Genomic DNA, 15,065 nt, shown 5'->3' with positions numbered 1-15,065 from the left:
GGGCGGTTGCGCCCCGCAGGCCGAGGAGCCACTAAAAAAGGGGCCGACACGTGACGAGCGCAGCCGAGCAGCGGGCAGTGGCCGAGGAGGGGACCGCCGGGAGCGGGCACCCGGCAGCCGTGAGGAGCGGCACCCGCCGGCCCACGCCGCCCGCGCCACCGGTGTGGCCGGGAGCGCCGACCCCGCTGGGGGCGCGGTTCCGGGTGGGTCCGGACGGGGTCGCGGGCACCAACTTCGCCCTGTGGGCGGGCGGGGCCGAGGCGGTGCGGCTGTGCCTCTTCGACGAGCGGGGCCGCGAGACGCGGGTGCCGCTGACCGAGCTGACGCACGAGATCTGGCACGGTTTCGTGCCGGGCGTGCGGCCCGGGCAGCGCTACGGCTACCGGGTGGAGGGCCGCTGGGACCCGTGGACGGGCGCCCGCTGGAACCCGGCGAAGCTGCTGCTCGACCCGTACGCGCGCGCGGTGGACGGGGAGTTCGGGCTGCCGCCGGAGGTGTACGGGCACGTGCGGGACTGGCCGGACCAGCAGGTCGCCGACACCGTGCGCGACGACCGCGACTCCGCCCCGTACGTGCCCAAGGGCGTCGTCGTGCACGACGACGACGACTGGGCGGACGACCGCCGCCCGAAGACGCCGTGGGCGGACTCGGTCATCTACGAGCTGCACGTGCGCGGCTTCACCCGGCTGCACCCCGGCATCCCCGAGGAACTGCGCGGCACCTACGCGGGGCTGGCCCACCCGGCGGCCGTGGAGCACCTGGTCCGGCTGGGCGTCACGGCCGTCGAACTGCTGCCCGTGCATCAGTTCGCGCACGAGGACCACCTGCTGCGCCGCGGCCTGAAGAACTACTGGGGCTACAACTCCATCGGCTACTTCGCCCCGCACGCCGCCTACGCCGCCTCCGGTACGCGGGGACAGCAGGTCGGCGAGTTCAAGCGGATGGTGCGCGCGCTGCACGCGGCCGGCATCGAGGTCATCCTGGACGTGGTCTACAACCACACCGCGGAGGCCGGCGAGCTGGGTCCGACGCTGTCGCTGAAGGGCATCGACAACCGCGGCTACTACCGGTTGCAGCACGACGCCCGCCGCTACGCCGACTACACCGGCTGCGGCAACACCCTGCACGTGGTCCAGCCGCAGGTGCTGCGCCTGATCACGGACTCGCTGCGGTACTGGGTGACCGAGATGGGCGTGGACGGCTTCCGCTTCGACCTGGCGGCGGCGCTGGCCCGCTCGATGCACGACGTGGACATGCTCTCCCCGTTCCTCGCGGTGATCGCCCAGGACCCGGTGCTGCGCCGGGTGAAGCTGATCGCCGAGCCGTGGGACGTCGGCTCCGGCGGCTACCAGGTCGGCGCCTTCCCGCCCCTGTGGACGGAGTGGAACGACCGCTACCGGGGCGCCGTCCGGGACTTCTGGCGCGGTGCCCTGCCCGACGTGCGCGACCTCGGCTACCGCCTGTCCGGCTCCAGCGACCTGTACGCCTGGGGCGGCCGCCGGCCGTACGCCTCGGTCAACTTCGTCACCGCGCACGACGGTCTCACCCTGCGCGACCTGGTGTCGTACCAGGGCAAGCACAACGAGGCCAACGGCGAGAACAACCGGGACGGCACCGACGACAACCGCGCCTGGAACTGCGGCGCGGAAGGGGAGACGGACGACGGGGACGTCCGGGCGCTGCGCCGCCGCCAGCTGCGCAACCTGCTGACCACGCTGCTGCTGTCCACCGGTGTGCCGATGCTCGTCGCCGGTGACGAGCTGGGCCGCACCCAGCGCGGGAACAACAACGCCTACTGCCAGGACAACGAGATCAGCTGGCTGGACTGGTCGCTGCTGGACGACCCGGCGTGGCGCCCGCTGTTCGACCTGACCTCCCGGCTGATCGCCCTGCGCCACCGTCACCCGGTGCTGCGCCGGCGCGCCTTCTTCTCCGGCCGCGCCCATTCGGCGGACGGGCTGCGCGACCTCGCCTGGTTCACGGCGGAGGGCCGGGAGATGACCGAGGGGGACTGGTACGCACCGGCCGCCACCCTCGGCATGTACCTCTCCGGGCGTGACATACCCGGCCGGGACGAGCGGGGCGTGCCGGTCGTCGACGACAGCTTCCTGACGGTCCTGCACGCGGGCGACCGGCCGGAGACGGTCGTCCTGCCGGGACCGCCGTGGGCGGAGAGCTACGAGGTCCTGGTGGACACCTCCCGGGAGGACCAGCGGGAGGCGCCGGGCGTGGTGCACCCGGCGGGCGCGCGGATCACGGTGCCGGGCCGGTCCGTGCTGCTGCTGCGGGTGGGGTGAGACCGGAGGCGGCCGGGCCGGGAGGCGGGTGGGACCGGACGTGACCTGCGCGGGAGGCGGGTCCCGCCGGCCGCGCCGGGTGCCGGTCCCGGCCGTCGGTCGTAGGACCGAAGGGGGAGCCCGGTCCGGCCAAAACTCGGTGGGCGGCGGCGGAGCGGGTCCGTAGGCTCGCGGTGATGCCCACGACACGTGCCACCACCGCCGAGGACCGTTCCGCCGTACGCAGCCTGCTGCGCCTGTGGCCGTACGTGCGGCCCGTGCGGGGGCGGCTGACCAGCGCCGCGTGCGTCGCGGTCGTCGCCTCCTGCACGGGGCTGGTGATCCCGCTGGTGCTGAAGTGGATGGTGGACGGGCCGGTGGCCGACCGGGACCCGCGCGGGGTGTGGCTCGGGGCGCTGTACCTGCTGCTGCTCGGCCTCACCGAGGCGCTGCTGTTCGGGCTGCGGCGGTGGCTGGTGGCCCGCCCGCTGTCGCACGTCGAGGCGGAGATGCGGGCGGCCCTGTACCGGCGTCTGCAACGGCTGCCGGTGGCCTTCCACGACCGGTGGGCGTCGGGCCAGCTGCTCTCCCGGGCCACCACCGACCTGATGCTGCTGCGCATGTTCCTGGCCTTCCCGCTGACCTTCCTGCTGGTCAACGCGGTGACGATCCTGGTCGGCGTGATGATCATGCTGATGCAGGACTGGGTGCTGGGGCTGGTCGTCCTGGGGCCCGCCGTGCCCGTGATGGTGACCTGCGCGCTGTTCGAGCGGCGCTACTCCGAGGCGGCGCGGCGCGCCCAGGACCAGGTCGGCGATCTGACGACCGTGGTCGAGGAGAGCGTGCTCGGCATCCGGATCATCAAGGGCTTCGGCCGGCACCGCAGCCAGGCGCGGGCGTTCCGGGAGCTGTCGAAGCGGCTGCGCGGCACGGAACTGCGCAAGGCGCGGCTGCTGGCGACGATCTGGGCGGTCATCGTCGCCCTGCCGGAGACGGCCATCGGCGCGGCGCTGGTGGTGGGCGCCGTACAGGTCGCCGACGGCGAGCTGTCCGCCGGCACCCTGGTGGCCTTCCTGTCGACGGCGCTCGCCCTGCGCTGGCCGGTGGAGTCGATCGGGTTCCTGCTGGCCATGAGCCAGGAGGCCGCGACGGCGACCGAGCGGTACTTCGAGGTGATGGACGAGGAACCGGAGAGCGAGGACGGCCACGCGGCCGTACGCACGGCCGGGAACGACGGCGGCATCCGCTTCGAGCGGGTCGCCTTCCGCTTCCCCGACGCCGACCCGGACTCGCCCCCGGTCCTCGACGGTGTCGACCTGCACATCCGCCCCGGCGAGTCCATGGCCCTGGTCGGCGCCACCGGCAGCGGGAAGACCACCCTCACCGCGCTCGTGCCGCGCCTGTACGACGTCACCTCCGGGCGGATCACCCTGGACGGCACGGACATCACCACGATGCCCCGCGCACGGCTGCGGGCCGAGGTCGCCGTCGCCTTCGAGGAGCCCACCCTGTTCTCGGCGAGCGTCGGCGAGAACGTGCTCATGGGCGCCGGGGACGGCGCCGGGCGCCCGGAGCTGGAGCGGGCGCTGGCCATCGCCCAGGCCGGTTTCGTGCACGGGCTGCCGCAGGGCGCCGACACCCAGGTCGGCGAGCAGGGGCTGAGCCTGTCCGGCGGGCAACGGCAGCGGCTGGCGCTGGCCCGGGCCGTGGTCGGTGAGCCGCGCTTCCTCATCCTGGACGATCCGCTGTCCGCGCTGGACGTGCACACCGAGGCCGCCGTGGAGGCCGCGCTGCGGCGGGTCCTGGCCGGCACCACCGCGCTGATCGTGGCCCACCGGCCGTCCACGGTGCTGCTCGCCGACCGGGTCGCCCTGCTGTCGGGCGGCCGGATCGCGGCGGTCGGCACCCACCAGGAACTGCTGCGCACCAGCGCCGAGTACGCCCATCTGATGTCCGGCGAGGAGGAGCCCGCACGATGACCGCCGCCCCCACCACGCAGGTCACCGGTTCCGGCCAGGACGACGACGCGCTCCCCCCGCCGCAGACCGCCGGCGGCCACGGCGACCCGTTCGACCGTGACGTCCTGCCCACCCCGCCCGGCGCGACCGGCGCCCTGCTGCGCTCGCTGCTCGCCCCGCTGCGGGCCCGGGTCGCGTTCACCACGCTCCTGCTGCTGCTCCAGCAGGCGGCGGTGCAGGCGGGTCCGCTGCTGGTGGCCTACGCCATCGACCGTGCCGTACCGGCGTTCCGGGACCACGACCGCGGCCCGCTGCTCGCGGTCGGCGCCGGCTACCTGCTGTGCGCGCTGGCCTCGGGGGCGTTGCAGTTCGCCTTCATCGAGGCCTCCGCCCGGGTCAACCAGGACGTGCTGCTGGATCTGCGGGGCCGGATCTTCCGGCACGCGCAGGCTCTCAGCGTCGACTTCCACGAGCGCTACACCTCGGGGCGGCTGATCTCCCGCTCCACCACCGACGTCGAGTCGCTGCGCGAACTGCTCGACGAGGGGCTGCAGGAGCTGGTGACGGTCGTCCTGTCCTTCCTCTACATCTCGGCCATGCTGCTCTGGCTGGATCTGGGGCTCGGGGCGGTGGCGGTGGCCTCCTTCGGTCCGCTGTACCTGCTGGTGCGGCTCTACCGGCGGCGGGCGGGGCGGGTGTACGCGGCGCGGTCGACGGCGATCGCGGCGGTGATCGTGAAGTTCGTGGAGACGATGAACGGCATCCGGCCGGTGCGCGCCTTCCGCCGCGAGGAGGCCAACGACGCCGGGTTCCGGGTCCTCAACCGGCGCCACGAGCGCAGCAACGGCGACGCGCTGCTGGAGATGGCCCGCTATGTCGTCGCCTCCCGGCTGGTGGCCAACACGGCGGTCGCGGTGATCGTGCTGTGGGGGGCCCGGCGGGTGGCGGGCGGTTCGCTGGAGCTGGGCGTGCTGGCGGCGGCCGTGCTGTACCTGCGCCGGCTGTACGACCCCATCGACCGGCTGGGCATGTTCCTCAACTCCTACCAGTCGGCGGCCGCCTCGCTGGAGAAGATCGCCGGTCTGCTGGCCCAGACGCCGTCGGTGCCGGAGCCGTCCGCGCCCCGGGAGCTGCCTCCCTCGCGCGGTGAGCACCCCGGCCGCGAGGTCGTCTTCGACGGCGTCCGCTTCGCCTACCGCACCGGCGGCGAGGTGCTGCCCCGCTTCGACCTCACCCTGCCGGCCGGGCAGACGGTCGCGGTCGTCGGCTCGACGGGCGCGGGCAAGTCCACGCTGGCCAAGCTGCTCGCCCGCTTCTACGACCCCTCCGACGGCCGGGTCCTGCTGGACGGCGTCGACCTGCGCGAGCTGTCCCTGGCCGAACTGCGGCACGGGGTGGTCATGGTGACGCAGGAGGCGTTCCTGTTCTCCGGCACGGTCGCGGAGAACATCGCCATCGGGCGCCCGGAGGCCACCCGGGAGGAGATCGAGCGGGCCGCGAAGGCCATCGGCGCCCACGAGTTCATCAGCGCCCTGCCGGACGGCTACGACACGGACGTGCGCAAGCGCGGCGGGCGCATCTCGGCCGGGCAGCGCCAGCTGGTGGCGTTCGCGCGGGCGTTGCTCGCCGATCCGGCGGTGCTGATCCTGGACGAGGCGACCAGCTCGCTGGACGTGCCCGGTGAGCGGGCGGTGCAGCGCGCCATGTCGACGGTGCTGCGGGGCCGTACGGCCGTGGTGATCGCGCACCGGCTGTCGACGGTGGAGATCGCCGACCGGGTGCTGGTGATGGAGCACGGCCGGATCGTCGAGGACGGCCGGCCGGCCGACCTCATCACCGCCACGGGCCGCTTCGCGGACCTGCACCGGGCCTGGCGGGACAGCCTGGCCTGAGGGGGCGCCCGCTCCCGGCGGCCCGGGCCGGTCGCGGGCGGGCTGGGCGGTCTGCGCGGCCTGTGCGGTCGGGGCGGTCGGGGCGGCCTGGGTGGTCCTGGCGGCGATGCCGGATTCCGGCCACCCGTCGCCGCCGTGCCCGGCACGCCCCGCCCCGGTTCCGCCGCGTTCCGCCGCGTCTCACCGTCCGTGGAACGGTCCGCATACCGAACATGAACATCCGGTCAACGAACCGTTTCCGGCCAAGTTTCTGACGCGGTCCTGACAGGTGCCGTGATCCCCTGCCACTCTTCCCCACGGCCGACTCACAGCAACCCCACAGCTCCACCGCTCCACTCGCTCGCGCGAGCCGGCCCGCACGTGGTTCCGCGTAACGCCCTGCTCTGCCCGGACGGCCCAACCCACCGCCCGGTCTCCCCTGGCCGCGCGACCCGCGGCCATGCGATAGGAGTCAGTGTTGAGAAGCGATAGCTCTCGCAGACGCACCCCCCACACGCACCGCCGCACCGCCGCCGTCGCCCTGGCCGGTGTCACCGCCCTGATCGCCGCCGCCGTCCAGGCGGGCGCCGCCTCCGCCGCCCCGGCCGGGGCGCCGTCCCCGGCCCGCGGGGCGAACCCCGCCCACCTGGCCGTCAAGCTCACCCCCTCGCAGCGCGCCGAGCTGCTGCGCGACCGCGACGCCGCCAAGGCCGCGACCGCCGCCGCGATAGGCCTCGGCGCCAAGGAGAAGCTGGTCGTCAAGGACGTCGTCAAGGACGCCGACGGCACCCTGCACACCCGCTACGAGCGCACCTACGCCGGCCTGCCGGTGCTCGGCGGCGACCTGGTCGTCGACACCGCCCGGTCGGGTGCCACCCGGCACGTCGTCAGGGCGACGAACGCCGCGATCGCCGTCGCCCGCCTCACCCCGGCCGTGAGCGCCAAGAGCGCCGAGACGCAGGCGGTCGAGCGCGCCAGGAAGCTCGGCGCCGCCCGGCCCGCGGCGGACGGTGCGCGCAAGGTGATCTGGGCCGGCTCCGGCAAGCCCGTCCTCGCCTACGAGACGGTCGTCGGCGGCCTCCAGGACGACGGCACCCCCAACCAGCTGCACGTCGTCACCGACGCCGCCACCGGCAAGAAGCTCTACGAGTACCAGGGCATCGAGACCGGCGTCGGCAACACCCAGTACAGCGGGCAGGTGACGCTGACCACGACCCAGTCGGGGTCGACGTACACGCTGACCGACGGGGCGCGCGGCGGTCACAAGACGTACAACCTCAACCACGGCACCTCGGGCACCGGCACGCTGTTCTCCCAGTCCAGCGACACCTGGGGCAACGGCACCACCTCGAACGCGGCCACCGCGGGCGCGGACGCGCACTACGGCGCCGCGGTCACGTGGGACTTCTACAAGAACACCTTCGGCCGCAACGGCATCAAGAACAACGGCGTCGGCGCCTACTCCCGCGTCCACTACGGCAACGCGTACGTGAACGCCTTCTGGGACGACAGCTGCTTCTGCATGACCTACGGCGACGGCTCCGGCAACGCCGACCCGCTCACCTCGCTGGACGTGGCCGGCCACGAGATGAGCCACGGCGTCACCGCCGCCACCGCGGGGCTGAACTACAACGGTGAGTCCGGCGGCCTGAACGAGGCCACCTCCGACATCTTCGGCACCGGCGTGGAGTTCGCGGCCAACAACGCCTCGGACATCGGCGACTACCTCATCGGCGAGAAGATCGACATCAACGGCGACGGCACTCCGCTGCGCTACATGGACAAGCCCAGCAAGGACGGCGGCTCCGCGGACTACTGGTCCTCGTCCGTCGGCAGCAAGGACGTCCACTACTCGTCCGGCGTCGCGAACCACTTCTTCTACCTGCTGAGCGAGGGCAGCGGCGCCAAGGTGATCAACGGCGTCAGCTACAACTCGCCGACCGCGGACGGCCTCCCGGTCACCGGCATCGGCCGGGACAAGGCGCTGCAGATCTGGTACCGGGCGCTGAGCACCAAGTTCACCTCCACCACCAACTACGCGAGCGCCCGCAACGGCACCCTCGCGGCGGCGGGTGAGCTGTACGGCACCACCAGCGCCGAGTACAAGGCGGTGCAGGACGCCTGGGCAGGCGTCGCGGTCGGCTCCCGCTCCGGTGGCGGCGGCGGGGGCGGCACCTCGTACGAGAACACCACACCCGTGTCGGTACCGGACAACGGGCCTGCCGTCACCTCCAAGATCAACATCACGAACAGGCCCACAAGCGAAAACGCGCCAAGCAACCTCCAGGTGACGGTCGACATCACCCACACCTGGCGCGGTGATCTGGTGATCGATCTGGTCGGCCCGTCGGGCACCTCCTACCGGCTGAAGAACTTCAGCTCGTCCGACTCCGCGGACAACGTACGGGCCACCTACACGGTCAACGCCTCCGCGCAAAGGGCCAACGGGACCTGGCAACTGAGGGTCCAGGACCAGGCGGCCCTGGACGTCGGCACCCTCAACAGCTGGAAGCTGACGTTCCCGTAGACCGCCTCGCGCGGCTGTGGTCCCAGGGTGCCGTCCGGGGGGTCCGACTCCCCCGGGCGGCACCCGTTCACACGGCCGCAACATTTACCGGACAGCCACTTTTCGGCCAACATCACTTCAGGGTCCTGACATGTACGCGGCCCTGGTGTCAGTCTTCCTCTCACCCGCCGCAGCACAGCAACTTCACCACCCCACACCTCCGGTCAGCGACCCCACACTGCCCGGACTCCCCACAAGAAGGAGCTTGCGTGAGCCCCCTCTACGCGCGTCACAAGCGCACCGCCCTGGCCATCTCGACCGCGGTCGCAGCCGGAGCCCTGCTCTCCACCGGCATCGCCACCAGCGCCTCCGCGCAGACCCCGGCCGGAGCCGCCGCGGCCAAGCCCCTGGCCGGCGCCCCCACGCTGCTGTCCGCCTCCGCCCGCACCTCGCTGATCCGGCAGGCCCAGGACGGCGCGGCCGCCACGGCCGACTCCATAGGCCTCGGCGCCAAGGAGAAGCTGGTCGTCAAGGACGTCGTGAAGGACGCCGACGGCACCCTGCACACCCGCTACGAGCGCACCTACGCCGGCCTGCCGGTGCTCGGCGGCGACCTCGTCGTGCACACCTCCCCGGCGGGCACGACCAAGAGCGTGACCCGGGCAAACAAGTCGGCCATCAAGGTGGCCTCGCTCAAGCCGCAGATCGCCGCGGCCAAGGCCGAGAAGCAGGCGCTGACCGCCGCCCGCGCCGCGGGCTCCGCCAAGTCCACCGCGGACGGCGCCCGCAAGGTGATCTGGGCCGGCTCCGGCAAGCCCGTCCTCGCCTACGAGACGGTCGTCGGCGGCCTCCAGGACGACGGCACCCCCAGCCGGCTGCACGTCGTCACCGACGCCGCCACCGGCAAGAAGCTCTACGAGTACCAGGGCATCGAGAACGCCACCGGCACCGGCAAGACGCTGTACTCCGGCACGGTCACCCTCAACTCCGTGCAGTCCGGATCGACGTACCAGCTCACCGATAGCGCGCGGGGCAACCACAAGACCTACAATCTGGCCCGCAAAACCTCCGGCACGGGCACCCTGGTGGCCAGCTCGACCAACGTCTTCGGCACCGGTACCGCGTCCACCTCCTCCTCCGACCAGACCGCTGCGGCCGACGCCGCCTACGGTGCGGCGGAGACCTGGGACTTCTACAAGAGCACCTTCGGCCGCAACGGCATCAAGAACAACGGTGTCGGCGCCTACTCCCGCGTCCACTACGGCAACGCGTACGTGAACGCCTTCTGGGACGACAACTGCTTCTGCATGACCTACGGCGACGGCTCCGGCAACGCCGACCCGCTCACCTCGCTGGACGTGGCCGGCCACGAGATGAGCCACGGCGTCACCTCCAACACCGCCGGCCTCAACTACAACGGTGAGTCCGGGGGCCTGAACGAGGCGACGTCCGACATCTTCGGCACCGGCGTGGAGTTCTACGCGAACAACACGTCCGACAAGGGCGACTACCTCATCGGCGAGAAGATCAACATCAACGGCGACGGCACCCCGCTGCGCTACATGGACAAGCCCAGCAAGGACGGCGGCTCCGCGGACTACTGGTCCTCGTCCGTCGGCAGCAAGGACGTCCACTACTCGTCCGGCGTCGCGAACCACTTCTTCTACCTCCTCTCGGAGGGCAGCGGCGCCAAGACGATCAACGGCGTGTCCTACAACTCGCCGACGTACAACGGCGCCGCGGTCACCGGCATCGGCCGCGCCAAGGCGCTGCAGATCTGGTACAAGGCGCTGACGACGTACTTCACGTCGACGACGAACTACAAGTCGGCCCGCACCGGCACGCTCAGCGCGGCGTCGGCGCTCTACGGCTCCACCAGCGCCGAGTACAAGGCGGTGGCGGCGGCCTGGACGGCGGTCAACGTCAGCTGACGCCCCCGCGGTAAGGGACAGGCACCAGGGCGGTACCCGGGGCGCGTGCGCTCCCGGGTACCGCCCTACCCTTGTGACCCATGTCCTCGGCGCACTTCACGTACGAGCCGGTCGGCGCGACCCGCGACGACCTCACGGCCTGCCCGCCCGGCTTCCACCCCATGCACGTGCGCACGCGTGTCGGCGAGGGCGAGGCGGTGTTCCGCCGGGCCGCCGAAGCGGTCCTCACCTGGGAGATGCACCGGGCGCTGGGTGTCGGCCTCGACGCGAGCGCCGGCCGCGCGGCCCCGGACGTCGACGTCACCGTCACCCTGGCCGGGCTGATCAAGGCGCCCTGCCGGGTGGTGTGGAGCACCGAGCAGCCCCGCCGCGCCGGCTGGGCCTACGGCACCCTGCCCGGGCACCCCGAGTGCGGCGAGGAGGCCTTCGTCGTCGACCGCACCGGCGACGGCACCGTCTGGCTCACGGTGGCCGCCTACAGCCGCCCCGCCAAGTGGTACTCCCGCGCGGGCGGTGCGGCGACCCGGGGCCTTCAGCACGCGTACGCCCGGCGCTGCGGGGCGGTGCTGCGCAGGTTGTGCGCCGGGCCGGACGACGCCTGAGGGGCGCCGCCCGGCTCCGGCCGGGCCCGGGTCACCGGGTGCTCAGCGCAGCAGCACCCCCGCCCCCTGCGTCAGGTCCTCCGGCGGCACGGCCACCAGGCCCAGTTCCGCCCCCGAGGCCAGCAGCCGGTGGGCGGGCAGGATGCGGACCGTGTAGCCGTAAGGGCCGGTGCGGTCGAGGCAGAGGGGGCCCTCGTAGAGCCAGCGGCCCTCCAGGTCGGGGTTGCCCACGGCCTTGAGCGCCACCGTGGTGGCGTCGGTGATGCGGTCCTCGGAGTCGACCCGGCCGGAGACGGCCTGCACCTCGACGTCGTCGGGCCCGAGGTCGCCCAGCGCGACGCGGACCCGCAGGCCCACGGTGCTGCCCAGCTCGGCGGTGGCGGTCGCCGCCGTCGTCTCGACGTGGTCGACGGTCACCGCGTGCCAGGCCCCGTGCACCCGGGCCTTCCAGGCGGCCAGTTCCCGGGCCGTGTCCGGGACCAGCGCGCGGTGGGCGTGCGCGGCCGGCGTGTAGAGGCGTTCGACGTACTCGCGGACCATCCGGCCGGCCAGCACCTTGGGGCCGAGCTGGGTGAGGGTCTGGCGGACCATCTCGATCCAGCGGTCCGGCAGTCCGCCCTGGCCGCGCTCGTAGAAGCGGGGGGTGACCCGCTGTTCGAGGAGGTCGTAGAGGGCGGCCGCCTCGATGTCGTCCCGGTGGTCGGGGTCGGTGCCGTCGCCGTCGGCCGTGGGGATCGCCCAGCCGAAGTCGGGCTGGAACCACTCGTCCCACCAGCCGTCCAGCACCGAGAGGTTCAGACAGCCGTTGAGGGCGGCCTTCATCCCGGAGGTGCCGCAGGCCTCCAGCGGCCGCAGCGGGTTGTTCAGCCAGATGTCGCAGCCGGGGTACAGCTTCTGCGCCATCCCCATCCCGTAGTCCGGCAGGAACACGATCCGGTGCCGCACCCGCGGGTCGTCGGCGAACCGCACCAGCTCCTGCACCAGCCGCTTGCCGCCGTCGTCCGCCGGGTGCGCCTTGCCGGCGACCACGATCTGCACCGGCCGCTCCGGGTGCAGCAGCAGCTCCGTCAGCCGGTCGCGGTCCCGCAGCATCAGCGTGAGCCGCTTGTACGACGGCACCCGCCGCGCGAACCCGATGGTCAGCACGTCGGGGTCGAGCACACCGTCGATCCAGCCCAGCTCGGCGGTGCCGGCGCCACGCTGGCGCCACGAGGCCCGCAGCCGCTCGCGCACCTCCACCACCAGCTGCTCGCGCAGGCTGCGCCGCAGCTCCCAGATGTCCTGGTCCGGGATGCCGGTGACGGATTCCCAGCGGTCGGAGCCGCCGGTGCTCAGCGCCTCCTCGGTGCGCCGGTCGCCCAGCTGCCGTGCGCCGAGCCGGACCACCTCCGGCGCGACCCAGGTCGGGGCGTGCACCCCGTTGGTCACGGAGGTGATCGGCACCTCCTCGGGGTCGAATCCCGGCCACAGTCCCGAGAACATCTCCCGGCTGACCTTGCCGTGCAGCAGCGACACCCCGTTGGCCCGCTGGGCGAGCCGCAGGCCCATCACGGCCATGTTGAACAGGTTGGGCTCACCGCCCGGGTAGGTCTCCCTGCCCAGCCGCAGCACGCGTTCCACGTCGATGCGCGGCAGTTCGGCGTCGGGCCCGAAGTGGCCGGCGACCAGGTCCCGGTCGAAGCGGTCGATCCCGGCCGGGACGGGGGTGTGGGTGGTGAACACCGTCCCGGCGCGCACGGCCTCCAGAGCGGCGTCGAAATCCAGCCCCTGGTCGCACAGCTCGGCGATCCGCTCCAGCCCGAGGAACCCGGCGTGCCCCTCGTTGGTGTGGAACACCTCCGGCTCCGGGTGCCCGGTCAGCCGGCAGTATGTCCGCACCGCCCGGACCCCTCCTATGCCCAGCAGCATCTCCTGGAGCAGCCGGTGCTCGCTGCCGCCGCCGTACAGCCGGTCGGTGACCCCGCGTTCGCCGAGGTCGTTCTCCTCCACGTCCGAGTCCAGCATCAGCAGCGGTACCCGGCCGACCTGGGCGAGCCAGACGCGGGCGTGCAGCGCGCGGCCGCCGGGCAGGGCGAGGGAGACCTGGGCGGGTGACCCGTCGTTCTCCTTCAGCAGGGTGACGGGCAGTTCGTAGGGGTCGAGCACCGGGTAGTGCTCCTGCTGCCAGCCGTCCCGGGACAGGGTCTGGCGGAAGTAGCCGTGCCGGTAGAGCAGGCCGACGCCGATCAGGGGCACACCGAGGTCGCTGGCCGCCTTCAGATGGTCGCCGGCCAGGATGCCGAGGCCGCCGGAGTACTGCGGCAGGGCGGCCGTGATGCCGAACTCGGGTGAGAAGTAGGCCACCGCCGAGGGCAGTGCGGCGGACCGGTCCGCCGCCTGCTCCTGGTACCAGCGGTCGCCGGTGACGTAGTCGTGGAGATCCTCGGCGGCCGAGGCGAGACGGCTCAGGAACGGCTGGTCCCGGGCCAGTTCGGCCAGCCGCTCGGCGCGGACGCCGCCCAGCAGGCGTACCGGGTCACATCCGGCCGCGGCCCAGTGGCCGGGGTCCACGGACTGGAACAGGTCGCGCGTCTGCGGATGCCAGGACCAGCGCAGATTGCGCGCCAGGTCGCTCAGCGGACGGAGGGGTTCGGGGAGAACGGGACGGACGGTGAACCGACGGATCGCCTTCACATTCCACCTCGGACGCGTTGCGTGTGGAGACACACGGCGCTGTGTGTCTCGTCGTCAGTGACGACGGTAGTGGTTACCGCGGCGTCGGTGGGGACGTACCGGATGACGGGGTCCCGGTGCGGCGGACTCCCGGTGCCGGCCGGGCCGGTGGCGTGGGAGTCCGGCGGCAGGGTCCGGTTCCGGACGTGGTGGCGATCACAGGCCCGTCGGCGGGCGTGGCGGGCCGGGTGCGGGGCACCCGCACCTGTGGCCCCGTTGCCGTCCGACGGGGCCGGTCCTTACGCAGGCGTATACGCGACTTGTACGTCTGCGTACGGGTGAGTAGTTAACACAGTGCCGGATTGCCCACCCGAATAGGGTGGGAAGGCTCCTCCGGTACAGCCCGCAGGCGCACCACGGCCACACCCGCAGGACCCCCTCCCCACATCCATCCGCCCATACCCACTTGACGCGGACAGGAGCGGTCATGCCCGCCACGCACCACTCGTCAGCCCCTCCGACAAGCGACAAGGCGAACAGCAGGACACAGAGCGCGACAGGCAGCAGGAAGAACAGGAAGGCCGCCGGGGCGAACCCCGCAGCGGCCCGCAAGGGCGCCGGGCCCGACCCCGCCGTGACGTCCGCGGGCCGCCCGGTGGACCCGGGACCGCCCGCCCGCGAACACCCCGCGCCGGAGGGGGCCACCGCCGTCGGCCGCATACCCGTGCTCGACGTCCGGCCGGTGGTCCAGCACGGGCGCAGGCCCGCCAAGGCGGTGGCCGGCGAGGCGTTCGAGGTGTCGGCCACCGTCTTCCGCGAGGGCCACGACGCCGTCGCCGCCAACGTCGTGCTGCGCGACCCGGAGGGCCGCCCGGGTCCCTGGACGCCGATGCGCGAACTGGCCCCGGGCACCGACCGCTGGGGTGCCACCGTCGCCGCGGGCGAGCCCGGCCGGTGGACGTACGCGGTGGAGGCCTGGAGCGACCCGGTCGGCACCTGGCGGCACCACGCCGGGATCAAGATCCCGGCGGGCATCGACACCGGGCTGGTCCTGGAGGAGGGCGCGCGGCTGTACGAGCGCGCGGCCGCCGGGGTGCCCGAACAGGACGGGCGGGACGTGGTGCTGGCCGCGGCGGCGGCCCTGCGCGACGAGGAGCGCCCCGCCGCCTGGCGCCTCGCGGCTGCGCTGGCGCCGGAGGTCGCGGAGGTGCTGGCGCGGTTTCCGCTGCGGGAGCTGGTGACGTCGTCGGAGCCGATGCCGCTGCTGGT

The 15,065-nt window shown here is 73.0% G+C and carries 8 protein-coding genes; 7 read left to right on the top strand and 1 reads right to left on the bottom strand.

Going from position 1 to position 15,065, the window contains the following annotated elements:
• Positions 1-50 precede the first annotated feature (50 nt).
• The 6 genes from glgX (at position 51) to ACZ6CZ_RS32820 (ending at position 11,144) form a co-directional block, all read left to right on the top strand.
• Positions 51-2,297 carry a glycogen debranching protein GlgX gene (gene glgX, locus ACZ6CZ_RS32845; protein WP_469028585.1) on the top strand — a complete coding sequence of 749 codons (2,247 nt, stop codon included), beginning with the start codon at positions 51-53 and terminating at the stop codon, positions 2,295-2,297.
• A gap of 176 nt (positions 2,298-2,473) precedes the next feature.
• The gene (locus tag ACZ6CZ_RS32840; protein ID WP_469028583.1) at positions 2,474-4,255 is read left to right on the top strand and encodes an ABC transporter ATP-binding protein; all 1,782 of its coding nucleotides are present in this window, start codon (positions 2,474-2,476) and stop codon (positions 4,253-4,255) included.
• Positions 4,252-6,126: an ABC transporter ATP-binding protein gene (locus ACZ6CZ_RS32835; RefSeq protein ID WP_469028580.1), complete on the top strand. Its 1,875-nt coding sequence runs from the start codon at positions 4,252-4,254 to the stop codon at positions 6,124-6,126. The genes ACZ6CZ_RS32840 and ACZ6CZ_RS32835 overlap by 4 nt, the downstream gene beginning before the upstream one ends.
• Before the next feature lie 457 nt (positions 6,127-6,583).
• Entirely contained in the window at positions 6,584-8,632 is a 2,049-nt protein-coding gene (locus ACZ6CZ_RS32830) for a M4 family metallopeptidase (protein WP_469028577.1), read from the top strand.
• Between the two features lie 248 nt (positions 8,633-8,880).
• A complete protein-coding gene (locus tag ACZ6CZ_RS32825; protein ID WP_469028575.1) occupies positions 8,881-10,542 on the top strand; it encodes a M4 family metallopeptidase in 1,662 nt (553 codons plus the stop codon).
• Between the two features lie 80 nt (positions 10,543-10,622).
• Positions 10,623-11,144 carry a DUF1990 domain-containing protein gene (locus ACZ6CZ_RS32820; protein ID WP_469028573.1) on the top strand — a complete coding sequence of 174 codons (522 nt, stop codon included), beginning with the start codon at positions 10,623-10,625 and terminating at the stop codon, positions 11,142-11,144.
• A gap of 42 nt (positions 11,145-11,186) precedes the next feature.
• Here ACZ6CZ_RS32820 and ACZ6CZ_RS32815 read toward each other — a convergent pair whose 3' ends face one another.
• Positions 11,187-13,817 carry a glycosyltransferase family 1 protein gene (locus tag ACZ6CZ_RS32815; RefSeq protein ID WP_469028569.1) on the bottom strand — a complete coding sequence of 877 codons (2,631 nt, stop codon included), beginning with the start codon at positions 13,815-13,817 and terminating at the stop codon, positions 11,187-11,189.
• 466 nt (positions 13,818-14,283) lie between these two features.
• Here ACZ6CZ_RS32815 and ACZ6CZ_RS32810 point away from each other — a divergent pair.
• On the top strand, positions 14,284-15,065 hold a 782-nt coding region (locus ACZ6CZ_RS32810), incomplete at its 3' end, for a maltotransferase domain-containing protein (protein ID WP_469028567.1).

This window comes from Streptomyces sp. NPDC041135 (genome assembly GCF_055592085.1).
This window is presented reverse-complemented; position numbering and strand designations above follow the sequence as displayed.

Bases quoted from the DNA above. Each gene is read 5' to 3' on its own strand.
- ACZ6CZ_RS32840 (WP_469028583.1), top strand. From the start codon at position 2,474: ATGCCCACGACACGTGCCACCACCGCCGAGGACCGTTCCGCCGTACGC.
- ACZ6CZ_RS32835 (WP_469028580.1), top strand. From the start codon at position 4,252: ATGACCGCCGCCCCCACCACGCAGGTCACCGGTTCCGGCCAGGACGAC.
- ACZ6CZ_RS32820 (WP_469028573.1), top strand. From the start codon at position 10,623: ATGTCCTCGGCGCACTTCACGTACGAGCCGGTCGGCGCGACCCGCGAC.